We start from the raw sequence: 25,867 nt of genomic DNA on the forward strand, positions 1-25,867 counted from the left end.
AAGACACTGTCCGCCTTTGATTCAGCGTCAACTCCGGCAATGGATTGCTGCTTTCCCCAGCTACATCAAGGCTTGTCTGCCGATTTTTTGCTGCGAAAGTTGAGTTATAAGTGCGAAGAAAAATATTCTTTAGTAATTAAGGAAGATGCCGTTGTTTAGGAATGCACAACATGCGTGAACTGAGCTCCCGCTCTTTTTTTCAGGGCAAGTTTTTTCATATATCAGCGCTGCTAGCAACCGGCGAGCGATGCGGTCTCTCGGATTCAGGAAGCATTAAGGTGAAGACGGCCGCTCCGGCCAAAAGAACGAGCGAAAGATAGAACGACGGACTGTAATTTCCCGTTTCGCTATAAAACAATCCGGGCAAATAAGCTCCCAGGGCAGAGCCGATTTGGTGGCTCAGGAATAACCAGCCAAGAATAAGGCCGACGGAATAATTTTTAAAATACTTCGTGGCCAAGAGTTGCGTCGGTGCGACGGTCGCAAAATCGACCAATCCGAACAAGACGGCAAAGATGAGCAGCAGCACCGTGTTATGGCTAAACAAGAGTATACCAATCGATATTGCCCGCACGGCATATAAGATGAACAGCATTTTGCGGCTGCTCCAGTGATCGGCGACTACGCCGGATATCAAAATACCGATGATGTTAAAGCCTGCAAGTATACTGACGGCAGCGCTTGTAACGGTCGTTGAAAATCCGTGATCATGAGCGATCGGAATCAGATGGGTGTCCATCAAGCCTGTTGTAGTAAAACCGCAGATAGCAAACGGCAAAATCAGCAGCCAAAACTTCCTCATCCGGAAAGCCGTCCATATAGAAAACGTGGCGGAAGGCTTGTTTTCATCGGCTGCGCCTTCTTCTTTCCCCGATCTGCCAAGCGGGGTCATCCCTTTCTCTTGGGGACGGTTCCGCAAGAACAAACCTACGGTAGGGAAGACAACAACGACTAAGAAAGCCCCCAGAATAATGACGGCCGACTTCCAATCCAACCAATGAATCAGCATCAGCGAACCAGGGACAAGCAGCATCTGACCGGCCCCGAAGCCTGCTTCCATCAACCCGAAAGCAAATCCCCGTTTTTCATTGAACCAATTCGTCACGACAACCGTTGCCGCCACATTGGACGCTCCCCCTACACCAACGGAGATCAAGCCGTACAGAATAAACAGCTGCCATGAATATTGGATAAAAGCGGTGAGGAAGATGCAGATTCCAACAAGGAAAGTGCTGACGGACAAAATCATCCGGGCGCCCCAGCGATCGATCAGCTTCCCCGCGATGGGTTGGGATACTCCATAAATAATAAAGCTTAGAGTAGATATAAGCGAAACGGTTCCCCGATCCATTGCAAAATCTTGTTCCCAAGGTTCAATAAAAGCGCCAAAGGACAGGCGGACCCCCTGTACGGCCAATAATGTTAAAAATGTGATCGAGACGATGACCCACGCATAGTGGATTTGTAGTTTCGGCTTCATAGCAAACTCCTTCACGGCAGCGTTTTTATACAAAGTCGGTTCCTGCGCTTTTCGAACTTTTCATGAACTTCCATATGAAGTACCAATCTTTCCACAAATCGCCGACCTATCCATAATATAAAATATATAGTTGACTTGGTCAACTATTATTTCGAAAGTTGAACTTAGAAACTTGATAAAGACTCATTTAACGTCCGTTTCACCGTAATAAGCGCCCCGAAGACGCTTGTTACTTATCGATATGTAATTCGGAGAAAATAACATAGTCGGTTTGAAGAAAGGCTTGGGGCGTAGAAAAAGCAACCCAGGTCCTTTGTTGCATTAAATAAATCCGGCAGCCTTGGACGATAAATAAGTCCTAGGCTGCCGCTGGTTTAGCAGACTATCGTTTCCTTATTTACAAAAGACCATTTTATTTAGCCTATTGTCTAATAATAAGAATGTCGCGAGGCGGTCTTCCAGTTCTTTGAATTTGCGATATTTCGGTGTTAGTAAGATTGCGGCCTACCAAAATTAGAGAAGATGTGACGTTGTTGAAATTGAAATTACCCAAGTTAGCCACATTTTGACTGCCACGGAACACTCGGAATGACCCCTGAAAGTTAATTCCCGAAAACAGTACAAGTGTTACTTGGGTGCTTTGCACAACATTTCTGAGCCGGAAGCTTGAAAGCGCATTGTCAAACCGAAACGCTCCAAGATCACGAACCGCAACCCCTCCACGTCTGAAAAGGATCCGGCGGCCAGAAAAATTGGTACCTGACCAAAGTGCAAGGCGTACATCACTGTTTGCCAACTATATCACTCCTTTTTTAAGGTTGATATAGTGTATTGCAGTTTTTAAGAATGGTATAGACAAATAGAGCAGGGGAGTAGTTTGAATTTTACCAACTCAACGTGAATCTAAATCTAGCCTTTCGTTAATTGCCGCGTGGTAGATGCGTATCGCAGGGGGAGGGAACCTCCCCTTAAAAATGAGGAGTCAAACATTATAAATCATAAGTATCGAATTCGAGAGGGCGCTCCTATAATTAAATTAAGCTTTTGAAAGCGAATACAAAATGCCGATGGCTTCCAAAACAACGTGCTATAATAAATAGCCGAATCCCATTTTGAAGCCTGAAGGTGTGAGCTATGAATTCTATTTTGCGAGCGATTGCAACGCGTCTTCGAAGTCTGCGTCTTGTTCACAAACTGTTTATCGGATATATCCTGCTCATTTGTATTCCTTTTGCCGTGTTTGGGTTCGTCTTCTACAGACAAATGTACATGAACCAGTTGGATCACTTTAAAAGCGGCAAAACGCAAATGATGGAGCAGGCCTACCGGAATCTGGAGGTGGATCTTACCAAAATTGAGGCGATGTACCCGCTGTTTCAAAACAACACCAGTCTCATTGACTATTTGGGAGGCTTCAGCGCCGGGGATTGGGACCAGGCGTACATTTATAAAAAAGAAATCGGCCCTACTTTTTCATTTGCTTATATATCCAATCAGCTAGTCGATAAGATAACGATGTATAAAGCCGATCCCAAAGTGCCTATCCTTGCTCCCGAAGTGGAGGATATCGCCAGATTTTCGGATCAGCAGCACGCGGAAGCGGAGGCCGTGGATGGGCTGCCTCCGAACAAGGGGCTGTGGGTGTACGGAGCGTCCGGCGACCGCGATCTTTTGCCGTCCATTCGCTACTTGCACAAAATGTATAACACCAGCTACACGCGCACCGTCGGCTTGCTGCAATTGACCTTGAACGACGGGCTGATCAAGCAGTTTTTTAATACACAGCAAAGCAAGGATGAGGTATGGCGGATGGTTGCGGACGCCAGCGGCCGTGTACTGTACGAGGACCCGGCTGTGGAGCTTGATGAACAAGCCAAAAGCGAACTTCTGTCCCGGGTTCCCCAGGCCGGCATGGCCAGCTTTTACACCAAGGACCGTCGTTATCTGATCGGCGCGGCGCGAATCGAACGCTTTAACCTTACGCTGGTGGAGGTTTACAAAACGCGGGATGCGCTGAATATCGGAAAAGAAGCCGGGTTAGCCGTCGGTATTGGCCTGCTGCTGCTGACGCTGTTGTCCGTCCTCTATTTTACGATCGCTTCGTCGATCACATTGCGGATTGTGCGTTTTTCGCGCCATATGAGAAGGGTCGATGATCCGAAAAACGCGATTTACCCGGTCGACGAAGGCGGCGCCGATGAAATTGGCTATCTGATTTCGGCATACAACTCAATGATCCGCCGGGTTGACGAATTGAAGCAGGTGGTTACGCAAACGGAGCTGCTTAAGAAAGAAGCCGAGATCAAAATGCTGCAAGCGCAAATCAACCCGCATTTCTTGTACAACACGCTGGAAACGATGTGCATGCTGGCGGCCATGAACGACGACAACGAAGTCGCCGACATCGGCTGGAAGCTGGGGAAGCTGCTCAGGTACAGCTTGTCCAAAACCAAAGATGAAAGCACGCTGGGCGCAGAGCTCGAAAACGTCAGGCATTACCTCGATATCCACCGGGTCCGGATGGGCGATAAGCTGATCGCCGATTTTATGATCCATGAGGAAACGCTGCTGCTTCCTTGCCCGAGGTTTATCCTTCAACCGCTTGTGGAGAACAGCATTCTTCACGGATTCAAGAACGTTCGCGGACCGGCGGAGTTGCGGCTGGAGCTGCTGGCCGAGGAGTCGGGGGTTCTGCTGAGGGTATCCGACAGCGGGTCCGGCATTCCGGCTGAGCGGCTGACCATGATCCGCGAGGTGCTCGAAGGGCGGCTGCCCTTGGCGGAAATCTCAGCCTCCGGGGGGATTGGGTTGCACAATGTGAATGAACGGCTTAAGGCTTTTTTTGGCAGCGAGGCAAAATTGAATGTCCAAAGCATCGAAGGACAGGGAACCGTGATAACGTCTTATCTGGCCAAAGGAGGGCGCCGCCATGCTTAAGCTTATGATCGTTGACGACGAAGCCATCATTGTCAAAGGATTGCAGCATGTCATCCGCAGGATGAAGACGCCGTTTACGGATATCGTCGGGGTCAGCGACAGTGTGGAGGCGCTGCGCATGGCCGAGGAATTCAAGCCGGATCTGTTGATTACGGATATTCAAATGCCGGAGCTGAGCGGACTGGATTTAATCCAATCGGTTTCGGAAAAGAAAGCCGCTTCCAAATTTATTATTTTGACCGGTTACGAAACGTTTGATTATGCGAGGAAGGCGATACGTCTTCAGGTTGCGGATTATTTGCTCAAGCCGGTGGACCCGCAGGAGTTATCCGGCCTGCTGAACCGGTTGTCGATGGAGATTGTAGAGGAGCGAAGCCGGGGGCAAGCGGCAACGGATGCGGAAGAGCCTCCTGAGGATCAAGACAGCAATCATAACATTCGTAGATTCAAAGATTTTATTCACGGCAACTATATGAGAGACATTTCGCTGGAAGATGTGGCCGACTATTTGAACCTGCATCCGAGCTATGTGTGCAGTCTGCTGAAGCGGGAGACCCATCAAACCTTTGTGCAATATTTACGCGGATTTCGGATCAACAAAGGCAAAAAGCTCTTGCGCGAGCTGCCGAATCTTCCGCTGGAACAGGTCGCGAAGGCGATAGGCTTTAGGAGCCAGGCGCATTTCTACAAAGTGTTTAAACAAGAAAGCGGGGTTACCCCCGGAGACTACCGGAATATGAAAGATTGAGCCGAAAACCCGGCTTTATGAACTCGCATTTTATTTAAACCGTAAGGGGTGTGGTTTGTGAACGTAGCGAAAATCGCGGCGAGGGCGGCAAAGCCTGAACTGGGAACACGTCCCCGCTTCGCTGCCGTCTGGAAATACCGCTGGCTGTATGCGTTTATGCTTCCGGGCATCCTCTATTTTATTATTTTTAAGTATGTTCCGCTTTGGGGCTTGATTATGGCCTTCAAAAATTACCAGCCTTACGCGGGGCTTATGGGAAGCGAGTGGGTGGGATTCGCGCATTTCCAGCGTTTCTTCGGCATGGATGAATTCTGGCAATTGTTTCGGAATACGCTCCTGCTCGGGTTATACAACACGATTATCTACTTCCCGATCACGATTGTGCTCGCCCTGCTTTTGAACGAAATAAGAAAAGAGGCCTTCAAAAGAGTCGTGCAAACGCTCGTTTATGTGCCGCATTTCCTGTCATGGGTCGTGATCGCCGGGATCTCCTATGTGCTGCTGTCCACTGAAAACGGTATCATCAACAGCGGAATTACGGCTCTGAGCGGGCAGCCGGTTGAGTTTCTGACCAGCACCGCATGGTTCCGCCCGCTCATTATCCTTCAGCTCATTTGGAAAGATGCCGGATGGGGAACGATTATTTTTCTGGCGGCGCTTGCGGGCGTGAACACGCAGCTGTATGAAGCGGCCAGAATGGACGGCGCCAGCCGGTTCAGGCTGCTGTGGCATATTACGCTCCCGTCCATTCGCAGCGTGATTGTGGTGCTGTTTATTCTCCGGATGGGCACCTTCCTGGATCTTGGCTTTGAACAGATCTTCCTGATGCTGAACGCGATCAACCGCGAGGTCGGCGAGGTGTTTGATACGTATGTGTACCGGGTAGGGCTGCTGCAGGGACAATTCAGCTACAGCACCGCCGTGGGCCTGTTCAAATCCGCGATCGGTTTTATCTTGGTCATTTTCGCCAATAAAATCGCCAAAATGTTTGGCGAAGAGGGGATCTACTAGAAAGGAGGGGCGGCCCATGCATACGCATTCTACCCTATTAAGCCGGCTGTTTGACGCCTTTAACTATGTGCTGCTGAGCCTTGTGGGGTTGGCCATGTTTTTACCGTTTGTTTATGTGGTGATCACTTCATTTTCGAATCAGAACACCGTGTGGCCCACGGAATTTTCCCTGGAGCCCTACCGGTATATTTTCTCCACCCATACTTTCATGCAGAGCATCGGAGTATCCGTATACATTACGCTGGTGGGAACGTTTCTCAGCTTGCTGACAACCGCGCTGATGGCGTATTCGCTGTCCTACAAGGTTCTGCCCGGGCGGAGCGGCATCCTCCTGATGGTCCTGTTCACGATGGTGTTCCAGGGAGGGATGATTCCTACGTATTTCGTCGTCAAGAACCTGCACATGCTGGATACGACCTGGTCCCTGATCATTCCGGGGATGATCAGCGCGTTCTATTTGATCGTGATGCGCGATTTCTTCTCCAGCGTACCGCCCGAACTGCTCGAATCCGCGAAAATCGACGGCGCCCATGAACTGACGGTATTGCTCCGGATCGTATTTCCGCTGTCGCTTCCGGCTCTGGCCGCGTTTGGATTATTTTACGCGGTGGGTATCTGGAACCAGTATTTCAACGCGATCCTGTATATCAATAAACCGGATTTATGGCCGGTCCAGGTGATCCTCAGACAAATCGTGATCCTGGCTTCCGCCGGACTCGGTTCGGGAGACGGTGGAGAGAGCGTGGCCTACTATGGGCAAGGGGTCAAAATGGCCGTGATCGTCGTTTCCACGCTGCCGATTATGATCGTCTACCCGTTTCTGCAAAAGCATTTCGCCAAAGGCGCTTTGATGGGCTCCGTGAAAGGTTGACGAGATTGTTTTATTTAAAAGTGCGTGTTCAAAAAGTTGGGTTTTCAGGACCGAGAAGGTTGAATGAAGCTAGGGACTGAGTAGCGGAGCGTAGACAGATCTACGTGAGCAACGGAAATGTTTCCGAAGGAAACATGCTCCGAAAGCATATGCTTGGCCCGGCTGAATTCAAGATTCGACGCCCGATCCAGTCCCTGAACTACTTCGTCATGGGGAGACGACTTTTTGAACAACCTCTAAAAAGGGAGGCATTAGGTATGAAACGTAGAAATAGATTATGGAAAAAGTCGGGAGCCGCAGCGCTCATTTTGGTTCTGGCCGGCTCGCTGCTGGCCGGGTGCGGCTCCGACAAGGCAAACCAAGCAGGCTCCGGCGCGGACTCCGGTTCCGGTTCGGCTAATCAGCCGCTTAAAATCAAGATGACCTTGAATTTTGACGGAAAGGAAGTTCCGCAAAAAGATAACGAAGTCGAGCGGGCGATGGAGCAATACACGAACACCGAACTTGATCTTACCCACATCTCCAGCAACGACTTCTGCACCAAGCTGCCGGTCATGATCGCCTCCGGCGAGCTGCCGCAGGTGCTGGCGAGCTGCGGCGCGCCCAATCAGTCCTATCTGATCACGGCCGCCAAAAACGGGGCCTTCTGGGATATTACGGATCTGATCAAAGATTATAAAAATCTGGCCTCCATGCCTCAGCTTGTCTACGACAACGTATCCATCGAAGGTAGGGTTTACGGGATTCCGCGGTTCCGTCCCGTCTCCCGGTATACTTCGGTTTACCGTCAGGACTGGCTCGATCATCTCGGCATGCAGCCGCCTCAAACGCTTGATGATCTATACCAAATGTTAAAAGCGTTTACAGAGCAGGACCCCGACAAAAACGGCAAAAACGATACCGTAGGGGTTACGATCATGATCAGCAACAACAATATCTCCTTTGACCTTAGCTCCGCTTTCGGCGCGCCCAACAATTGGAGCGAAACGGACGGAAAATTCGTGAAAGCGGAGGAGACGCCGGAATACCTGGAATATCTCAAATTTATGAAAAAGCTCTACGATGAAGGGCTGATGAACAAAGATTTTGCCTCGATCGATGTCGGACAAAACGAAGGCAACCTGGAGAACGGCAAAGCCGGCGTGATTAACGCCACGACCAACAACGTGCTCGGCTTTCAAACCCGCGTCGAGAAAGTGAACCCCGCGGCGAAGCTGGATTTCGTCAGCGCCCTGGAAGGGCCGCAGGGACGGCGGGTGGCGGCGGACCGCGGCTCCAACGGCATTCTCATGTTCCCGAAATCGAGCGTGAAAAGCGAAGCGGAGCTGAAGCAGCTGCTGGCTTTCTTTGACAAGCTGGCCGACAAGGAAATGGCGGACCTGCTGGAGTGGGGGATCGCAGGCAAGCACTACGAAATCAAAGACGGGAAGGCGGTTCGCCTCAACCAGGAGCTTTACGATAATGAGGTTTCCTTCCCCTACAACAAACCTCTTGTGACGGTGCCTTTAACTGCGATCAAAACGCCGGGCGACCTTGATCCGATCTCCGAGAAAGTGCTTCAGGTCGAGAAGGAAAACGAGCAATTCGCGGTCAAGGACCCTACGATGAGCCTGGTCTCCGATACATGGGCGGAACGCGGCGCGGAACTGACGCAAATCCTGATTGACGCCAAAGTGAAATTTATCATGGGCAAGTTGGATGAGAACGGCTGGAAGCAGCAGCTGGAGAAATTTAAGCAAGCGGGCGGCGACAAGGTGGCCGAAGAGTATGCCGCCGCATTGGCCAAATCGAAATAGCAAAAGCGGAGGTATTTCCATGCAACGGCTAAGCCATCACAGTGAGGTTTACAAATGCTGGCTGCGGTACCCGGCGGTCAACGATCCGGAAAAACTGAATGAATACCGAAAGTGGTGCGGGGAGCTTGTCTCCCCGGCCGCCGCCGGCATCGTGCTTGAATCGGCAATTGAGGAGCTTCACCTTGGCATTCTCGCGATAACCGGTTCGAGTCCGCAGGATCGACAGTCCCCCACCGCAGCCCATTATATTTTGCTGGGCACCTGGGGGCAGTCGGATGCGATCGACGAAGCTTTATCCTCGCTATCCACTTCATCCGCGGATAGTTACATACTCAAAACTTTGCCTTTGGACGGGCGGAAGTGCCTGCTCGCCGCCGGGCGATCGGACCGCGGAACTTTATACGCGGCTTTTCATCTGCTTAGGCTTATGCAAATGGGAAGCGCGCTCGAGGACCTGGATATTCAGGAAGCTCCCATGGACGGACTAAGGATGATCAACCAGTGGGACAACATGGACGGCAGCATTGAACGCGGGTACGCGGGGCAATCGATCTTTTACGAAAATAACCGTATCGTCGGCGATCTTTCCCGAATCAAGGATTATGCCCGGCTGCTGTCCTCTACGGGAATCAACGCGATATCCATCAACAACGTCAATGTTCATCAACACGAATCGCTGCTCATCACGCAGCCGCAGTTGTCCGAAGTGGTCCGGGTTGCCGAGGTACTGCGCAGGTATGGCATCGCGACGTTTCTAAGCATTAATTTTGCAAGCCCGATGCAGGTTGGAGATTTGCCCACAGCCGATCCGCTTGATGAGGGGGTCAGAGCGTGGTGGAAAAATGCGGCCAAGGAAATTTACCGGGCTATTCCCGATTTCGGCGGGTTCCTGGTCAAGGCGGATTCCGAATCCCGCCCCGGGCCGTTCACGTACGGCCGCAACCATGTCGACGGGGCGAACATGCTGGCGGAAGCGCTGCGGCCTTACGGCGGCACCGTGATATGGCGCTGCTTCGTTTACAACTGTCAGCAGGACTGGCGCGATCGCAGCACGGACCGGGCCCGAGCCGCCTACGATCATTTCACGCCGCTCGACGGTCATTTCCACGACAATGTGATTTTGCAGATCAAAAACGGGCCGCTGGATTTTCAGGTCCGCGAGCCGGTATCGCCATTGTTCGGGGCTTTGCCTTCGACGAACCAAGTGCTGGAGCTGCAAATCGCTCAGGAATATACGGGGCAAGCGAGGCATGTCTGCTATCTGGTGCCGCAGTGGAAGGAAGCGCTTGAGTTCGACACGTTTGCCCGCGGCGAAGGCTCCACCGTGGCCAAGGCAGTGTCCGGCTCGCTGTTTGGCCGAAGGCTTGGCGGGATCGCGGCCGTATCCAATATCGGGAACGACGCGAACTGGACGGGACATGTTTTGGCCCAGGCGAATTTATACGGATTTGGCCGTTTGAGCTGGAACCCGCGGCTGACCGCGGAACAGATTGCCAGAGAGTGGATTTATTTAACGTTCGGCACCGAGCCGAGGCTGGTGGAGACCATTCTGAACATCCTCTTAAACTCCTGGCGGGCCTATGAAAACTACACCGCCCCGCTTGGCGTCGGCTGGATGGTGAATCCGGATCATCATTACGGGCCGAACGTGGATGGCTACGAATATTCCAGGTGGGGCACCTATCATTTTGCCGACAGGGACGGCATCGGCGTGGACCGGACCGTGAAGACGGGAACCGGATACGCCGCCCAATATTATAAACCGCATGCGGACCGTTATGAATCGCCGGATACGTGCCCGGACGAATTGCTGCTGTTTTTCCACCATGTTCCGTATACCCATAAGCTGCATTCCGGCAAAACGGTTATTCAACATATTTACGACACGCATTTTGCCGGGGCGGAGCAGGCGGCGGACTTTCTGGAATCGTGGCTGACCCTGGAAGGAAGCATGGACGCCCGGCAGTTCGAGAATGTGCGCGGCCGTCTTCAGCAACAAGCACAGCACGCCTTGGAATGGCGGGATCAAATCAATACGTATTTTTTCCGTAAGTCCGGTATTGCCGACGAACACGGGCGTACGATCTATTAGAGGTCGCACTATTATTAGGAACGGAAAGAGGGCGAGAGGCGATGAATAAGAAGAGACGGTTTAACGACGGTTGGGAATTTGCCAAAAGCGGTCTGGAGACCGCAAGTCCGGGCGAACTGAGCTTTAAACCGGTCGATATTCCTCATGACTGGCTGATCTACAATACGCTGGATCTGTACGAAAACAGCATCGGCTGGTATAGGAAAACGTTCACGTATACAGGCAGCGATGAGCAGGTATTGTTGGCCTTCGACGGGGTTTACATGGACTCTACTTTGTATGTGAACGGGCAGCAGATCGGGGAGTGGAAATACGGCTATTCCTCCTTCGAGCATGAAATCACGGAGGCGCTGGCAGCCGGGGAAAACGAAATTGTGCTCAAGGTTGTGTTTCGAAGTCCCAACAGCAGGTGGTATTCCGGCGCCGGGATTTACCGCAATGTGTGGCTGAAAACGCGGGGCCGCAGCCATATTGTCACGAATGGGATCTATGTTTCAGCCGCGCGGGACGGAGACGAATGGCAGGCGGATATCGAAACCGAGTTAAAGCTTGATCGGGATGCGGTGCTCACTCATACGCTTTTGTACAAAGGGGAGATCATTCAGTCCAGTGCGGAACAGGTCTCGCCAGGGGCAGGACACAACGATTCCGCCGTCATTCTGAACCTGCAAAAGCTGACGGTTCCTGACCCGCAGCTTTGGAGCACGGAAGCGCCGCATTTGTATACGCTCGTGACCGAGCTGCGGCCGGCTGCGGCGGGAGCGGGCGGCTCCGCCGGCGGCCCGGTTATTGAAACCGTTGCCCAATCCGTCGGATTCCGGGAGATCCGCCTTGATCCGAACGCAGGTTTCTTTTTGAACGGGAAACACATGAAATTGAACGGCGTTTGCGAACACCACGATCTCGGCGCTTTGGGAGCGGCGTTCAACAAAGAAGCCTTGCGGCGGAGATTGCGGATTTTGCGGGAGATGGGCGTCAATGCGATCCGGACGGCCCACAATATGCCGGCGCCTGAGCTGATGGATTTGGCGGATGAGATGGGGTTGCTGGTCGTGTCCGAAGCTTTTGACATGTGGGAAAGACCAAAAACCGCTTACGATTACGCACGCTTTTTCAAAGATTGGGCCGCTGTGGACGTAAAGAGCTGGGTCAGGCGGGACCGCAACCACCCCAGCCTTTTGCTGTGGAGCATCGGGAATGAAATCTATGATACTCATGCAGATGAAAGAGGGCAGGAAATCACCAGGCTGCTGATGGCGGAAGTGCGCAAATCCGATCCGAAGCAGAACGCCCGGGTGACGATCGGCTCCAATTACATGCCTTGGAAAAATGCCCGGAAATGCGCGGATCTCGTCAAGGTCGCAGGCTACAATTATGCGGAAAAATACTACCGCCAGCATCATGCCGAGCATCCGGACTGGATCATCTACGGCAGTGAAACGGCTTCGGTCGTGCAGAGCCGGGGCGTGTACCATTTCCCGTTCGAGCAGTCCATTCTGGCCGATGACGATGAGCAGTGCTCGGCGCTCGGGAACAGCTCCACCAGCTGGGGGGCGAAGTCGGCGGAAGCTTGCATTTTGGCGGAAAGGGATACTCCGTTCTCCTTGGGGCAGTTCATTTGGACCGGGTTTGACTATATCGGGGAGCCGACCCCGTATCATACGAAAAACGCCTATTTTGGGCAAATTGACACGGCTACGTTCCCCAAAGACTCGTATTACATCTATCAGGCGGAATGGACGAATTACAAAGAGCGGCCGATGGTGCATCTTTTTCCGTACTGGGATTTCAATCCCGGGCAAATGATCGATGTCCGCGTCTGCTCGAACGCCCCCCGAGTGGAACTGTTCTGCAATGGCGTGACCGTGGGGAGCCGCGAGATCGACCACAAGCATGGGCAAGAGCTGGCCGGATGGTGGAAGATCCCTTATCGTGAAGGGGAGATCAAAGCCATCGCTTATGATGAGCACGGCCGGGTGATTGCGGCCGACGTCCGCACCTCTTTCAAAGACGCGAGACAAATCAAGCTGAAGCCGGATAAGGAATCTCTGATCGCAAACGGAACGGATCTTATTTTCGTGGAAATTACGATGGAGGATGAGGACGGGCGGCCCGTGGAGAACGCGAACAACCGGGTGTTCGTTGAAGTTACGGGAGCGGGCCGGCTGGTGGGGCTCGATAACGGAGACAGCACGGATTACGATCCGTACAAAGGGTTAAGCCGAAGATTGTTCAGCGGAAAATTGATGGCGATCGTTGCGGCCGGTACTGAGCCGGGCACAATCCGGATGAAGGTGAGTTCAATCGGCATGGACAGCCGGACGCTGGAGTTTGCCGCCCTGCCTTGTGCGGAAGAGGAGCTGCGGGGAATCTCCGCTCAACAGAGTAATCGGGAACTGCCTATCGTTATGGGAAACCCGGACGAAATTCCGCTGCGTAAAATCGAATTGCTCAGCCGCTCGGGACAGCATTTGGACGATACGAAATCGATGGTTGAGGTTGAAGCGAAACTGTACCCTCACAACACTACCTATACGGAAGTGGAATGGAGCGTGGTCAACGATGCCGGCATTCCTTACAATCTGGCGCAAATGGAGGACAATGGCCATATGGCGCGAATTACGGCGTTAGGGGATGGAAATTTTCGCGTTCGGTGCACCAGCAAAAACGGCAGCGACAAAATCAAGCTGATCTCCGAGCTGGAGTTTACGGCCTCCGGACTAGGCATGGCGGGTAAGGACCCTTACGGCTTTATCTCCGCCGGGCTGTACGACTACAGCCAAGGCGAACTCGGCAACGGCAACGAAAGAGGCGTAGCCACCAGCAGGGATGGGGAAACCCGGGTCGGATTCCGGAATCTCGATTTCGGTTCCCATGGCTCGAATGAGATTACCATCCCCATCTTTGCCTTAACCAGCGAACCTTACCCGCTGCAGATTTGGGAAGGCATGCCGGGCGAAGCGGGCAGCGAGCTGCTGGCCGATGCCGTGTACCAAAAAGAAACGAAATGGAACGTGTACCAGGAGGAAACGTTCCGCCTAAACAAGCGGCTCCGCGGCATTACTTCGATTTGTTTTGTGCTCAGGCAGAAGGTTCATATCAAAGGTTTTTATTTTACCCGTCAGAATCGGGCCTTTGCGCAAAACGCCGCCGCGGACTGCGATCACATCTATGGCGATTCCTTCAAGATCGTGGACAGCCGCGTCGAAGGCATCGGCAATAATGTCTCCCTGGAGATCAAGGAGATGGACTTTACGGCGGAAGGCGCCGCAAAGCTGGCCGTTTACGGACATTCGCCGATCGATAAAAATACGCTTCACGTGCGGTTCTCCGGTCAGGACGGCGAAAGCCGGCAGCAGCTGATCGAGTTTGCGCACACCGACGGTTACGAGGTGAAGGAGTTTCCTTTGGACAAGGTGACCGGCGTGCAGAATGTGACGTTTATCTTTTTGCCGGGGAGCCGTTTCGACTTTGGCTGGTTCCGGTTTGAACGGTAATTCGGAGAGGAGAGAGCTCCAAAAATGAAGACGATTGTTAACCCGATCTTGCCCGGTTTTAATCCCGATCCTTCGATCATCCGCGCCGGTGACGATTATTATATCGCCACGTCAACGTTTGAATGGTTTCCCGGCGTTCAGCTTCACCATTCCCGCGATCTCAAGCACTGGCGGTTATTGCCGCATCCGCTGACGCGGACCAGCCAGTTGAACATGCTGGGCAATCCCAGCTCCGGCGGCGTGTGGGCGCCGTGTCTAAGTTACAGCGACGGGATCTTTTATCTCGTATATACCGATGTAAAAAGCCATATCGGACCGTTTAAGGATTCGCACAATTATCTGGTGTATGCTTCCGATATTAAGGGGCCGTGGTCGGAGCCGGTCTATCTGAACAGCAGCGGCTTTGATCCGTCGTTATTCCACGACACGGACGGCCGGAAATGGCTGCTCAACATGGTGTGGGACCACCGGAAAGGACGAAATCGCTTCGGCGGGATCGTGATCCAGGAGTACGATGAGCGGCAGCGAAAGCTGGTTGGGCCGGTGCATAACATTTTCCGCGGGACTTCGCTTGGCCTGACGGAGGGACCGCATCTTTACCGCCGCGGCCGCTATTATTATCTGCTGACCGCGGAAGGCGGCACCCGCTATGAGCATGCCGTTACGATGGCCCGTTCGGAGTCCATCCTGGGACCGTATGAGGTCGATCCGGCGAATCCGATTCTGACCTCAAGGTTTAATCCCGGGCTCCCGCTGCAGCGGGCGGGACACGCGGATCTGGTGGAAACGGCCGCGGGCGAATGGTATATGGTTCATTTATGCGGCCGGCCCTTAAAGACGTCCCGTATGTGTAATCTGGGCCGGGAGACGGCGATTCAGCAAGTGGAGTGGACGGAGGATGGCTGGCTGCGGCCGGTGAGCGGAGGTTGTGAGCCGGAGCTTACGGCCGCCGCCCCTGCGGATTTGCCGGAGCATCCTTTTCCCGAGCAGCCGCCGCACGGTACGGGCATCGATCATTTTGATGGCGAGACGCTTGCCGTCCATTTCAATACCCTGCGCGTACCGGCGGACGAATCGTGGCTTACGCTGCGGGAGCGGCCGGGGTATCTGCGCCTTCGCGGACGAGAGTCCTTCTCTTCCGCCCATGGCCAGAGCCTGGTGGCCCGCCGGCAGCAGGCGTTCACCGCGGAAGCGGAGACAGCGGTAGAGTTCGAGCCCGAGACGTATCAGCAAATGGCCGGGCTGGTCTACTATTATAACGCCCGGAACTGGTATTATTTGCGAATCAGCTGGGACGAAACGTTGGGCAAAAGCCTCGCTATCCTGACGAGCGACCAGGGGGTATACGATGAGCCGCTGGATCAGGAAATATCCGTGGACGGATGCGAACGGGTTTATCTGAAGCTAACGCTTCATTATGAGCAGGCTCAATTTTACTACTCGCTTGACGGTTCCGCTTGGACCGCTGCCGGGCCGGTGCTGGATGCCGGACGCATGTCTGACGAGAACGCGGAGACAAAGCGCGGGGGCGTCTTGCTGGATCAGGGGTTCACCGGCGCGTTTATCGGCGTTTGTGTGCACGATTTAAGCGGGCGCAGGCTCCATGGGGATTTTGATTATTTTGCGTACCGGGAGTTTGGAGATTGAGTTCGGCATATATCCCACTATTGTATAAGAGGTGAGCACTTATGGCGGCAGGTACAATGAAAGCGGCGATCATGGACAAACCGTTGTCCATCGCCGTCAAGGAGATGGAAATTCCCGTTCCCAAGGAAAACGAAGCGCTGATCAAAGTGTATTGCATCGGCATATGCGGATCGGACGTGCATTATTACGAGCACGGCAAAATCGGCCGTTACGTGGTCAAGGAGCCGATCGTGCTGGGCCATGAATTGGCCGGCGAGGTGGTGGAAGTAGGCGTTAACGTAACGAATGTAGCGGTGGGCGACCGGGTGGCGGTGGAGCCGGGGGTGGCCTGCGGCCATTGCGATTATTGCAAAAGCGGGCGCTACAATTTGTGCCCGGATGTCGCTTTCCTGGCGACGCCTCCCGTGAACGGCGCGTGGGCGGAATACATTGTGATGCCCAGCGATTACCTGTTTAAGCTGCCGGATACGATGAGCTACGAGGAGGGCGCGCTGCTTGAGCCGCTGTCCGTCGGCTTTCACGCCTTGCTTCGCGGCCGGGCCAAGCCGTTTGACCGGCTGCTGATCACCGGCCTCGGCCCGATCGGCCTGCTTGCGGGGCAGGCGGCGAAGCTGTTCGGCGTATCCGAAATCTACGGAACGGATATGGTGCCGCTGCGGCGGCAAATGGCCCTCGACCTGGGCTTTACCGCAGCGCTTGATCCGGCCGGCGAGGATGTACGGGAGCGGCTTGCCGAGCTGACGGGAGGAGAGGGGATCACCCTCATCGTCGAATCGTCGGGCAATGCCAAAGCGATGGCCGATACGATCAAGCTGGTACGGCGCGGCGGAAGAATCGTCTTCGTCGGCTTGCCCGCTTCGGACACGGTGCCGATGGATATGGGCCAACTGATCGACGGCGAGATCGATGCCTACGGCGTTTTCCGCTACGCCAACACGTACAAGCCGGCGATTCAGGCGCTGCAGCATTCCTCCGCCGAGATGGAGAAAATCATCACCCACCGCTATGCGCTTACGGACATTAAAGAAGCGGTGGAAACGGCGCGTACGGCGAAAGAGACCAGTATAAAGGTGATGATCTATCCGAATATGTCTTAAGCAATGTATAATACCCCAACCTAAGATAAGAGTTATCTAGGGCTGGGGTGTTTTGTGAATACCGGATCGTCATATGCATGATGCCACCTCTCATTGGAAAAAATCCAATAGATTGACGGTATCAATCGCAATTTGGTACTCTCATTGGAGAATATCCAATAGAATTTGCTCCAATCGCCTATTTTGCACGGTGCAGAGCCAGATCAATTGGAAATTTCCAATCTAACTTCCGTATCTGCCATTGAGTTTCCAATTCAATTGGATATTTCCAATCAGAACGTTGTGTCAGAGTGGAAAACTTCCCGACTTTGACAGCGACTTCATGAATCAGTTTCAATAGTTTGCTCGTTTTTCATGGGAAGAAGGAAGGTTCGATGGGATCAAAAGTTACAGACGGTTATAGCGGTTGGCCTGATCATTATTTTTTGAAAAAAAGAATCGGGGGCGAGAACTAAGGTGGAGATTTGAAGTGAGAGAAATCAAATTAACAGCGCATCAGTTTGAAGAAATAGTCTTTGCCAGTGAGCATACGGGACATGAAATGAAATATTATTTTGATTTGTAGGCCGGGGAAGTAGAGATGTTGGGAGATTACATTGACAATGATCCTGAGCTTGAAGAAAGAATTGAGGAAGAATTTGGAGAGCGCTATATCAGAGTGCCACAAATTGAATCATGGCAATCGTTCGAGGATATGGAAGAATTCACTGAAACCATGACAGACAAGAGAATGAAGAACTCGCTTGAACGTGCTCTAAGTGGGGGAAGGGGCGTTTTTAGAAGGTTTTAGGACACTTTATCGGAGGACGATGATTTGTTGAAAAGATGGTATGATTTCAAGGATCAAAGAAATCGCGAAAGAGTATTGAAGATGTTTGAAGAAGAAGAACTCATCAAACTGATTATTGAATGAATGGAATGAACTTATTGATAGATGTATCGGGAATGCAACAACGTTATGGGATACCGGTTCAAATTAACGAGGAGGGAACGTTGTGCTTGCGTTTAGATTCACTCAAAAACTTTTAAAAGATATGAAGGTAGATCCAGTTGACATAGGTGAGGTTGATCCGCTATTTTGTTGGCATGTTAATATATTGCAGCTAAAAAGAAAACATATCATCTTTGTCAATAACTCAAGTCGATTATGTTTGATCCTCGATGGGATTCGGAGTTCGCAATTAAGCAAACTGCAGGAAAAATTCAAGTCCGAACTTAAAGAATATTTACAGCTAGAGGGGATAAAGAAAAGTGTGGTTGAACAATATTTATTTGAAGCCGGGGAGGTTAGTATAGGAATTACCAATGATAAGAGTGTTTAGGGGACGATGACAGAAATGTCACGCTATAGCAGAAATGCAGAGTTTGATCACACTTTTGACCTGAGTGCCTGGCTACAAGCCCATTGATTATCAAAAACCCATTAAAGTATTCAAGGATGCACTAGAAAGAAAGTACTCATGACACGGCCGGTCAAAATAGTACAGATAAAACCTTGGTTTACCACACTTCTAAAGATCAGGTTATTGTGAAATTAGGAAGAATGTTGGTCTGAGGAGATACATTTAATCCATCCACCGAAAAAAATTGCGCCTCCCGGGACTTGCTGCTATACTTTGCGTATGATATGTGATTGGGGGTAGGACCGGTGGCAATACTGAATTGCTCATTAGCTAGGGAGTCCTCATGCAAAGCCTGATTTGGGGCGATACTTTGCGTGGGGCGTGATAGGATGAATTGGATCGCCCAAACTTAAACTTTATCGTTTCTAATAACAGGCGTTGCACCTTATTGATCATCTTTCAAAATAAATAAGGGGCTGAAAGCTATGAGTACACCATTTATTAGAAACCACCAATTTAACGTGATTAAGAAACAAGCGGAATTTCTTCAGAAAACTTTGCGAACCGTTGCGGATCGGAGTGTCTTGGAAACCGTAAGGTATAGTGCCGTAGCAAACATTGTTGAAGCATTTCCGGTTCTGACGGAGGAGCAGCAGAAGATGCTGGGACAAATCTCGACCTTCGAGACGGCCTATGATTTCCAGAGATACCTTAGCGCCCTGGAAGCATACGTGGAGCCTTTTCCGCCGATTACGCCGAAGCAAATTCAGAAGCTATTCCCTAAAAATAAGAAGCTGAAAGTGCCGGATTTACAGTCCATCGACTTTCGATTTGTGACGTATCTGAGTTGGGTGGATATCGCCACGAACAAGTTATTCATAGTATATCCGTACGAAGGACGGTTCGTCGGCATCGAGGGGAGAATTACGCCGATCAATAAGAAGGGGTACTGCCTGTTCTGTAATCGGCATCAGGAACTTGCCTTCTTTTCGGTCAAAACCAAGCCTGCCAACGTTTCGCCGGATAATATTTCGCTTATGGGCAACTACGTATGTATGGACAACCAGGCATGCAATCACAGTATTACCGATACAGGATCACTGGAGAAGTTCATTCTCTCCGCAAGTAAATAAATTGCCATAACCAGAAATAGGCTGCCGTTTAAGGCAGCCTATTGTGTTAGTAATGAGTGAATCTAAGGCATTGTGCTTACAGCATGCAGAAAGGAAGTGAAACCTTATTAATAAATTATTCACCAAAGCTGTAATTGTCGAACCGAGTATTGAGTGTCCTACATGGATAAGTGAAAAGATTGAATATAAAGCGTTTTAATATTATCTGGGCAAAGTGATGAATCCGATGTTGAACTGTTTTTGACCCATTTATTTCTTTATAACGGGATTGCTTTGGATCTTTGGATTGATCTTTAAAGGACTCGTTTAATGAATCATTTAATGAAGAATTGGTTTGTACAAGAATAAGATTACGAGAATTAATAATCTGAAAGGAGGAATAATTTCATGCCATATCATGAATTTATAGTTGGGGATGAACGAGCACCTTTAGAAAATGTGACATGGGATAAAAACAAAATTGTTATTAATGGAATTGAAGTTTTGCCTCAGGTTTCAATAAATGATGATTTTATTAATTATATTAGTGATACTCTCGCATGGATTAAATCTAGGGGGCCGAGTGATGCCTTTCATGGATTTGGATTGGATGTATATGGATATACGATTATCCGGGATAAAGAGAATCTGAATACTTTTAGGAATATTATTTCATCTTGGAAGGAACTTTTTTTGAACGCTCCTCCAGAGTTTATTATTACCGGAAATTACGGTTGGGAAGCAGGGTCAGATGAAGGGCGCTACGAAAAGATATCAGTTACGCGAAATGAATTAATCGAATCATTAAGCAAATTAATAGAGGTAATAGACACCGCCTTAGAAACTAATCAATGTGTTATACACTTTGGAATATAATAAAATAACACAGTTGCTTCTAAAGAATATTTTTCCGGCAAGCACAACTAAAGAATGAAAAAATAGTGCCGTTCATATGTATTTTGTATTTGATTAGTTTTATGGAGAATTGTGAGGTATCAATATAATGAGAGCGTATATACAGGCAGACAAGAATGGGGATTTCTACAATGTAAATGCATTTATCGCTAATGAAGACTTCACTTCTTTCGGGTGGGAGAGAGATATGAAATTGGTCGAGCGACGGGCATTCTCTTGGAACTTATGGCATCAGCCCTTTAAACTATGCAAAATTTCTTTCGGCTAGATGGTCGGAATTAACAGGGACTACAGACTATTTAAAAAGCTTATAAATGTAAATGGAGGCTAATGACGATGATAGTCAAAAGAATAGTGACCAACATCCATACAGAGCAGATTGAAAAAGCTAAGTACTTTTATCAGGAAGTATTGGGACTAAATTTATTAATGGATCAGGGTTGGATTGCCACATACGGATCTGATGAAGCAATGAAAGTACAAATCTCTTTTGCTTCAGAGGGAGGTTCTAAGACTCCTACACCTGATTTATCCATTGAAGTTGATGATGTCGATTTTGCATATAAACGAATGAAGGAATCTGGATTTCCAATAGAGTATGGGCCTGCGGATGAGCCCTGGGGGGTTAGGCGATTTTATGTTCGAGACCCATTTGGGAAATTAGTAAATATTCTTGCCCATCGGTGATTTGAGCATTTGAGCATTAAAAATCAAAGAACTAGGGAGGGTGCCCTTATGAATATTTACTTAGAGTACGGTGATACAAGCTTTATAGGGTTAGTCAACGCTCAGAATTACAAGTCCTTTGTAAATGAAGACTGGGAGTTGGTAGAACTGCTGCAGCATTTTAGTAGTGAAATGATAAACGAAAATATATTAGTGTACCAAATGACAAACGAAGGAATTGAACATTCATGGAATATAGATGTAATCATAGGTCCGGAAACGGAAATAGCCGATGAAGAGTGCTTCAGGAAGGCAGAAGGATACATAAAAGTAACAGACAACAAACTTTATATTGTGGACTATGATTGTTTGACGATGTCGGCGCAATCAGTATTATAATGTAGATGAAAACAAGTTTATTGGCAGAAACGATACTGACATTAGGATGATTGTAACGATAATTATTATATACTTGGAGCTTTTAAAAAAAATGAATTAGTAGGGTCAGTTATGGGGATTATTTTCCAGGATATAGCAGGGGAATGCAGACCTTTTATGGTAATTGAGAATGTCGTAGTTTCCAATCGTGTTCGTAAACAAGGAATCGGGAAAAAATTGATGACAAATATTGAAACAATAGCTAAGGAAAGAAGCTGTTATTATATAATTTTTGTGTCTGGTGGACATAGAAAAGAAGCACATGCTTTTTATGAGAAATTAGGATTTAAAGATGAAAAGGTTGAAGGATATAGAAAACATTTTTCTTAAAGGGTACGTTTAAGTGAAGAAGATATTTCAAATATTTCAAGTCGGAGGTTGTATGAAAACATATATTTATATGGTGAGACATGGAGAGTCCCCAAAAACGGAAAATAATGAGAGAACTCGCGGGCTGACGGACAAAGGATGGTCTGATGCAAAAAGAATCACGGAAATACTTAAAAATGAAGGAATAGATGTATTTGTATCGAGTCCTTATAGGAGAGCCGTGTTAACCATCGAGGAATTAGCGAAGTGTTATGATAAAGAAATATTACTTTTTGAAGAGTTAAGGGAATTGGAATTTTCAAACGAAAATCGGATAATGACTGATCAGGAATTATATCCCGAAGTAAATAAGATGATCGGTGATCCCGACTATTCATTGCCTGGAGGAGAGTCCAGTGCGATGTGTATGAACCGGGCTATTGGTGTTTTGAAGAAGATAATAGAGGAAAACCAAGGAAAAAAGATCGTAATTGGCACACATGGACTGGTCATGACATTAATGATGAGATATTTCAACAGTAAGTACGATTTCGATTTTTTGTTAAGCACAACGAAACCGGATATCTACCGGATGGAGTTTGAAGAGGGCAGTTTAATGGAAGTAAAGAGAATATGGAATTGAGGAACCGGGTGGAGTTGTTCTTATATCATTATTTTGAATCAAGTCACGGACCGTTCAGGAATTTGTCAGGGTTAAGTATGGAAGATGCTGAAGATGTCATGCGAAACCTTAAAGAGAAGGGCGTATTCGCGAGCCAAAGGTCGGAGGATTATTTAACAGTTAGGAGAGATTTAGAGAATAGGGCTCGCAAGATGTTTATTCAGAAAGGCGGAAAACCCAGGAGCCGTTTTCCCCATTATTTGACGTTAGGTCCATGTGAATGGCTTAAAAGTTGGTATAACGAGGCCAAAGAAGTAATAATCCCATTGGATGATATCGATGAGGATACTATTAGTTTCACCTATGGTGATTTGTTTCCAACCATGAGGTTTCTGGATGGGAAGCCATACCGGGAACAAGTATATACGAAACGTGAGATATTTTTGATTATTGAACAGTACGGGTATCCCCAGCAATGGAATAAGGATGGCAGTAAGGGACCGGAAAGGTATATCGAGGTTCAGCTTTGGGATGAAGAAATAATACAAAAGTACATTAAGAAAAACGGTATGTGAAAAGGAGAAATCTATGCCAAATACATTAGAGCAAGACATAATATCAACATCAGAAAGCTTCACCAAAAATTTTGAAGATAAAGGAAATTTCAATTTTAGCATTGAAAGCCTACATGATGTAGATGATCTTCTTGATGAACTATGCGATTTTGAATTGGATGAAGAACATTTGGATTCAGTCTCTTCTATGGTAGGATGTTATATTTTCGAAGTTGCTAGAAGGAACTGCGGCGGGAAGTACTATTGGGTGCAAGATCGAAAACAACCGATTCTAATTACGGGTGAACCGGATTTTTCAATTTCATTATTAGCTTTTGATAAAGTGAGGGGAAGAATTCTAAATGGAACAGAAGATAATATCCCTTTTTACTTTAATGGTTATGTCGAGGCGGTTAAAAAGGGCAAAGAAACAGGATACTGTGCAACGATTGTTTGAACTTGCCGGACTAAAGGGGAAAATAATCGTAGAGGATGAACATTAATGAACGAGTTGGAAAAAGCCATAGAACTCAGGCAAAGCGGAAAATTGGAAGAAGCCAAGTCATTGCTGCTTGATTTGATAGCGCAAGATCCTAAGAATCCGTCCGTTTGGTACCAGTGTGCTTGGGTACATGATGCTGCGGGACAAGAAAGGGAAGCGGTCCCGTTTTACCAGAAAGCCTTGGAGTTGGGACTCCAAGGAGAGGAAAGACAAGGAGCATTATTGGGTTTGGGAAGTACGTATCGAACACTTGGAATGTACCAACAGTCCGAGAAAATATTTGAAGAAGCGATAAAAGAATATCCGGAATCAAAAGAGTATCAAGTCTTCCTGGCAATGGTTAAATACAATCTTAAGGAACACAATGCTGCAATGGAAATTTTATTAAGTTTATTGGCTGAAACAAGCAGCGATAAAGGGATTCAAACCTATAGGAGAGCCATTCAATTTTATTCAAACAAGTTAGATCAGGTGTGGGAATAGGATCATGGCAGCCATTAGGGAATACTTGCAGGACAATGCACCGGAAAAATCATTTGTAGGCTTATTTGCATCCCAAGGTAAAGAGCCATTCTACAATAAATATGGTTTCCATAAACATGACGGAATGACGGGAATGTTCGGCGTTATTCATGAAATTGAAATAAGATGACGTTATTGCATAAATCTAAAAAGAAATAGGGGGACGTTATATATGATAACGGAACATCCTCGGATCATTTTAATTACGGGGATTATGGCGAGCGGAAAATCGACGGTGGCTCAACTGCTTGCTGAACGGTTTGGAAAGTCGGTCCATTTACGCGGGGATATGTTTCGAAAAATGATTGTCAATAACCGCAGTGAGGTAACGCCGAACCCGGAAGAAGGTGAAATAGAACAATTGCTGCTCCGGCATAGGCTAACGGCCCAAGCTGCCGATCTTTATTTTGAAGCAGGGTTTACCGTGATTGTTCAAGATGTTATCATTGGCCCCATGCTGCAAGAGTTTATATCATTTGTCCGTAACCGTCCTTTGGATGTGGTTGTTCTTTGCCCCAATAAATCAGTTGTGGCACAAAGGGAAGCTGCGCGAACGAAGAAAGGATATGGAATTTGGACCGTAGAAGCATTAGATAACGTACTGCGGAAGGAAACTCTGCGAACCGGAATGTGGTTAGATTCCTCTAACTTAACACCCGAAGAAACCGTTGATGAAATTTTGGGAAACCTCATTTGGAAAGAATAAATTGAAAAATAAGTGATTTTGCGAGCATTCTTTAGGAGATGACGAAGTTGTCCAAAGTTGAAATGACAAATATGTGCATGATTTACGATAAAGACAAAGGCAAGGTTTTAGTACAGAATAGAGTTAAGTCATGGAAGGGGATAGCTTTTCCGGGCGGACATATCGAAGACGGCGAAAGTATTATAGATTCTACAATCAGAGAAGTTAAAGAAGAGACAGGGTTATCGATCAGTGATTTGGAGCTATGCGGAATCATTCATTGGTTTAATGATGAAACCGGCGATAAGTATCTGGTTTTTTGTTATCGAACGGAGAAATATAGCGGTGATTTATTGGCTGAAACGGAAGAAGGCCGATTAAGTTGGGTAGATGTTAAGGAGTTACCCTCGCTTCCCCTTGCGGAAGGGTTTAGAGAAAGGCTGCCCATGTTTAATGACAAGAAATATTCCGAGGGATTCGGACTATGGAATAAGGCTGCAAGTGAGATGAAATGGCAATAGAAGGAGGATATTATGGAAGTATCCATTGAAAAACTATCAGATAAATTATCCGCGCCCTATGATTTATTGTTGCTCGCAGATCCCTCTAAAGCTATAGTTGATGATTATTTATCGAGAGGTATTTGCTATACGGCTTCGTTAGAGGATGAGGTAGTTGGTGTATTCGTTATTTTGAGGACTCGGCCGGATACGATTGAAATTGTAAATATAGCAGTGAAAGAGAACTATCAAGGTCAGGGACTAGGTAAAAAAATGTTGTCGCACGCCATACAAATCGCCAAAGAGATGAACATCAAAACGGTTGAGATCGGCACGGGCAATTCAAGTGTTTCACAGCTGGCCTTGTATCAGAAGTACGGTTTTCGAATCGTTGGGGTGGATCGCGATTTTTTTGTAAGACATTATGATGAAGAGATTTATGAAAACGGGATCCAGTGCAGGGATATGATCCGTTTGCGGATGGAGATTTGATACTGGCGCTAAAATGATGTCAATAAACCTT

The 25,867-nt window shown here is 48.6% G+C and carries 26 protein-coding genes; 24 read left to right on the forward strand and 2 right to left on the reverse strand.

Features of this window, described 5'->3' with window-relative positions; translation table 11 throughout:
* Positions 1-214: 214 nt before the first annotated feature.
* Positions 215-1,480: an MFS transporter gene (locus DYE26_RS29980; RefSeq protein ID WP_036620177.1), complete on the reverse strand. Its 1,266-nt coding sequence runs from the start codon at positions 1,478-1,480 to the stop codon at positions 215-217.
* A gap of 421 nt (positions 1,481-1,901) precedes the next feature.
* Entirely contained in the window at positions 1,902-2,276 is a 375-nt protein-coding gene (locus tag DYE26_RS34740) for a hypothetical protein (protein WP_082207688.1), read from the reverse strand.
* Positions 2,277-2,614: 338 nt separating this feature from the next.
* Between DYE26_RS34740 and DYE26_RS29990 the strand changes: the two genes are divergently transcribed.
* The 24 genes from DYE26_RS29990 to DYE26_RS30110 all read left to right on the forward strand — a co-directional run bounded on the left by DYE26_RS29990 (position 2,615) and on the right by DYE26_RS30110 (position 25,836).
* Entirely contained in the window at positions 2,615-4,417 is a 1,803-nt protein-coding gene (locus tag DYE26_RS29990) for a sensor histidine kinase (protein ID WP_036620179.1), read from the forward strand.
* Positions 4,410-5,165 carry a response regulator transcription factor gene (locus tag DYE26_RS29995; RefSeq protein ID WP_036620180.1) on the forward strand — a complete coding sequence of 252 codons (756 nt, stop codon included), beginning with the start codon at positions 4,410-4,412 and terminating at the stop codon, positions 5,163-5,165. Before DYE26_RS29990 ends, DYE26_RS29995 begins: the two co-directional genes overlap by 8 nt.
* A gap of 57 nt (positions 5,166-5,222) precedes the next feature.
* Entirely contained in the window at positions 5,223-6,176 is a 954-nt protein-coding gene (locus tag DYE26_RS30000; RefSeq protein ID WP_036620181.1) for an ABC transporter permease, read from the forward strand.
* A gap of 16 nt (positions 6,177-6,192) precedes the next feature.
* On the forward strand, positions 6,193-7,047 hold the full coding sequence (locus tag DYE26_RS30005; protein WP_036620182.1) for a carbohydrate ABC transporter permease: 855 nt from the start codon (positions 6,193-6,195) through the stop codon (positions 7,045-7,047).
* Between the two features lie 257 nt (positions 7,048-7,304).
* Complete coding sequence (locus tag DYE26_RS30010) at positions 7,305-8,843, forward strand: extracellular solute-binding protein (RefSeq protein WP_036620183.1); 1,539 nt, start codon at positions 7,305-7,307, stop codon at positions 8,841-8,843.
* Positions 8,844-8,862: 19 nt separating this feature from the next.
* The gene (locus DYE26_RS30015; RefSeq protein WP_036620184.1) at positions 8,863-10,935 is read left to right on the forward strand and encodes an alpha-glucuronidase family glycosyl hydrolase; all 2,073 of its coding nucleotides are present in this window, start codon (positions 8,863-8,865) and stop codon (positions 10,933-10,935) included.
* A gap of 41 nt (positions 10,936-10,976) precedes the next feature.
* Entirely contained in the window at positions 10,977-14,432 is a 3,456-nt protein-coding gene (locus DYE26_RS30020) for a glycoside hydrolase family 2 TIM barrel-domain containing protein (protein ID WP_036620186.1), read from the forward strand.
* A gap of 24 nt (positions 14,433-14,456) precedes the next feature.
* A complete protein-coding gene (locus DYE26_RS30025) occupies positions 14,457-16,079 on the forward strand; it encodes a glycoside hydrolase family 43 protein (protein WP_036620188.1) in 1,623 nt (540 codons plus the stop codon).
* A 41-nt stretch (positions 16,080-16,120) separates the two neighbouring features.
* Positions 16,121-17,176 (forward strand): NAD(P)-dependent alcohol dehydrogenase, encoded by a 1,056-nt coding sequence (locus DYE26_RS30030; RefSeq protein WP_036620190.1) that lies wholly within the window; start codon positions 16,121-16,123, stop codon positions 17,174-17,176.
* Between the two features lie 583 nt (positions 17,177-17,759).
* Complete coding sequence (locus DYE26_RS30035) at positions 17,760-17,966, forward strand: hypothetical protein (RefSeq protein ID WP_127463431.1); 207 nt, start codon at positions 17,760-17,762, stop codon at positions 17,964-17,966.
* 205 nt (positions 17,967-18,171) lie between these two features.
* Positions 18,172-18,498 carry a DUF6933 domain-containing protein gene (locus DYE26_RS30040; protein WP_051985293.1) on the forward strand — a complete coding sequence of 109 codons (327 nt, stop codon included), beginning with the start codon at positions 18,172-18,174 and terminating at the stop codon, positions 18,496-18,498.
* Positions 18,499-19,004: 506 nt separating this feature from the next.
* Complete coding sequence (locus tag DYE26_RS30045; RefSeq protein ID WP_036620192.1) at positions 19,005-19,652, forward strand: FusB/FusC family EF-G-binding protein; 648 nt, start codon at positions 19,005-19,007, stop codon at positions 19,650-19,652.
* A 387-nt stretch (positions 19,653-20,039) separates the two neighbouring features.
* Positions 20,040-20,507, forward strand: coding sequence for a hypothetical protein (locus DYE26_RS30050; protein ID WP_051985294.1), 468 nt, complete (start codon positions 20,040-20,042; stop codon positions 20,505-20,507).
* Between the two features lie 375 nt (positions 20,508-20,882).
* Positions 20,883-21,233 carry a VOC family protein gene (locus DYE26_RS30060; protein ID WP_036620197.1) on the forward strand — a complete coding sequence of 117 codons (351 nt, stop codon included), beginning with the start codon at positions 20,883-20,885 and terminating at the stop codon, positions 21,231-21,233.
* A gap of 48 nt (positions 21,234-21,281) precedes the next feature.
* Complete coding sequence (locus DYE26_RS30065) at positions 21,282-21,611, forward strand: hypothetical protein (RefSeq protein ID WP_051985295.1); 330 nt, start codon at positions 21,282-21,284, stop codon at positions 21,609-21,611.
* A gap of 69 nt (positions 21,612-21,680) precedes the next feature.
* The gene (locus DYE26_RS30070) at positions 21,681-21,980 is read left to right on the forward strand and encodes a GNAT family N-acetyltransferase (RefSeq protein WP_082207690.1); all 300 of its coding nucleotides are present in this window, start codon (positions 21,681-21,683) and stop codon (positions 21,978-21,980) included.
* Between the two features lie 52 nt (positions 21,981-22,032).
* Positions 22,033-22,602: a histidine phosphatase family protein gene (locus DYE26_RS30075; RefSeq protein WP_036620199.1), complete on the forward strand. Its 570-nt coding sequence runs from the start codon at positions 22,033-22,035 to the stop codon at positions 22,600-22,602.
* On the forward strand, positions 22,593-23,156 hold the full coding sequence (locus DYE26_RS30080) for a hypothetical protein (RefSeq protein ID WP_155619621.1): 564 nt from the start codon (positions 22,593-22,595) through the stop codon (positions 23,154-23,156). Before DYE26_RS30075 ends, DYE26_RS30080 begins: the two co-directional genes overlap by 10 nt.
* 13 nt (positions 23,157-23,169) lie before the next feature.
* Positions 23,170-23,592: a hypothetical protein gene (locus tag DYE26_RS30085; RefSeq protein WP_036620201.1), complete on the forward strand. Its 423-nt coding sequence runs from the start codon at positions 23,170-23,172 to the stop codon at positions 23,590-23,592.
* A 45-nt stretch (positions 23,593-23,637) separates the two neighbouring features.
* Positions 23,638-24,120 (forward strand): tetratricopeptide repeat protein, encoded by a 483-nt coding sequence (locus DYE26_RS30090; RefSeq protein ID WP_036620204.1) that lies wholly within the window; start codon positions 23,638-23,640, stop codon positions 24,118-24,120.
* A 4-nt stretch (positions 24,121-24,124) separates the two neighbouring features.
* Positions 24,125-24,289: an alanine acetyltransferase gene (locus DYE26_RS30095; protein WP_082207691.1), complete on the forward strand. Its 165-nt coding sequence runs from the start codon at positions 24,125-24,127 to the stop codon at positions 24,287-24,289.
* 42 nt (positions 24,290-24,331) lie between these two features.
* The gene (locus DYE26_RS30100) at positions 24,332-24,865 is read left to right on the forward strand and encodes an AAA family ATPase (RefSeq protein ID WP_036620206.1); all 534 of its coding nucleotides are present in this window, start codon (positions 24,332-24,334) and stop codon (positions 24,863-24,865) included.
* 38 nt (positions 24,866-24,903) lie between these two features.
* Entirely contained in the window at positions 24,904-25,365 is a 462-nt protein-coding gene (locus DYE26_RS30105) for an 8-oxo-dGTP diphosphatase (protein ID WP_036620208.1), read from the forward strand.
* Between the two features lie 9 nt (positions 25,366-25,374).
* Positions 25,375-25,836, forward strand: a complete 462-nt coding sequence (locus DYE26_RS30110; protein ID WP_082207692.1) for a GNAT family N-acetyltransferase — start codon at positions 25,375-25,377, stop codon at positions 25,834-25,836.
* Positions 25,837-25,867 lie beyond the last annotated feature (31 nt).

Source organism: Paenibacillus macerans, assembly GCF_900454495.1.
Lineage (GTDB): Bacteria > Bacillota > Bacilli > Paenibacillales > Paenibacillaceae > Fontibacillus > Fontibacillus macerans.

Excerpts from the sequence above, each read along its gene's own strand:
- DYE26_RS30085 (WP_036620201.1), top strand. The coding sequence starts at position 23,170 with ATGCCAAATACATTAGAGCAAGACATAATATCAACATCAGAAAGCTTC.
- DYE26_RS30030 (WP_036620190.1), top strand. The coding sequence starts at position 16,121 with ATGGCGGCAGGTACAATGAAAGCGGCGATCATGGACAAACCGTTGTCC.
- DYE26_RS29995 (WP_036620180.1), top strand. The coding sequence starts at position 4,410 with ATGCTTAAGCTTATGATCGTTGACGACGAAGCCATCATTGTCAAAGGA.
- DYE26_RS29980 (WP_036620177.1), bottom strand. The coding sequence starts at position 1,480 with ATGAAGCCGAAACTACAAATCCACTATGCGTGGGTCATCGTCTCGATC.
- DYE26_RS30100 (WP_036620206.1), top strand. The coding sequence starts at position 24,332 with ATGATAACGGAACATCCTCGGATCATTTTAATTACGGGGATTATGGCG.
- DYE26_RS30090 (WP_036620204.1), top strand. The coding sequence starts at position 23,638 with ATGAACGAGTTGGAAAAAGCCATAGAACTCAGGCAAAGCGGAAAATTG.
- DYE26_RS30075 (WP_036620199.1), top strand. The coding sequence starts at position 22,033 with ATGAAAACATATATTTATATGGTGAGACATGGAGAGTCCCCAAAAACG.
- DYE26_RS30010 (WP_036620183.1), top strand. The coding sequence starts at position 7,305 with ATGAAACGTAGAAATAGATTATGGAAAAAGTCGGGAGCCGCAGCGCTC.
- DYE26_RS29990 (WP_036620179.1), top strand. The coding sequence starts at position 2,615 with ATGAATTCTATTTTGCGAGCGATTGCAACGCGTCTTCGAAGTCTGCGT.
- DYE26_RS30095 (WP_082207691.1), top strand. The coding sequence starts at position 24,125 with ATGGCAGCCATTAGGGAATACTTGCAGGACAATGCACCGGAAAAATCA.
- DYE26_RS30060 (WP_036620197.1), top strand. The coding sequence starts at position 20,883 with ATGATAGTCAAAAGAATAGTGACCAACATCCATACAGAGCAGATTGAA.
- DYE26_RS30050 (WP_051985294.1), top strand. The coding sequence starts at position 20,040 with ATGCCATATCATGAATTTATAGTTGGGGATGAACGAGCACCTTTAGAA.
- DYE26_RS30080 (WP_155619621.1), top strand. The coding sequence starts at position 22,593 with ATGGAATTGAGGAACCGGGTGGAGTTGTTCTTATATCATTATTTTGAA.
- DYE26_RS30105 (WP_036620208.1), top strand. The coding sequence starts at position 24,904 with ATGACGAAGTTGTCCAAAGTTGAAATGACAAATATGTGCATGATTTAC.
- DYE26_RS30020 (WP_036620186.1), top strand. The coding sequence starts at position 10,977 with ATGAATAAGAAGAGACGGTTTAACGACGGTTGGGAATTTGCCAAAAGC.
- DYE26_RS30005 (WP_036620182.1), top strand. The coding sequence starts at position 6,193 with ATGCATACGCATTCTACCCTATTAAGCCGGCTGTTTGACGCCTTTAAC.
- DYE26_RS30065 (WP_051985295.1), top strand. The coding sequence starts at position 21,282 with ATGAATATTTACTTAGAGTACGGTGATACAAGCTTTATAGGGTTAGTC.
- DYE26_RS30045 (WP_036620192.1), top strand. The coding sequence starts at position 19,005 with ATGAGTACACCATTTATTAGAAACCACCAATTTAACGTGATTAAGAAA.
- DYE26_RS30025 (WP_036620188.1), top strand. The coding sequence starts at position 14,457 with ATGAAGACGATTGTTAACCCGATCTTGCCCGGTTTTAATCCCGATCCT.
- DYE26_RS30015 (WP_036620184.1), top strand. The coding sequence starts at position 8,863 with ATGCAACGGCTAAGCCATCACAGTGAGGTTTACAAATGCTGGCTGCGG.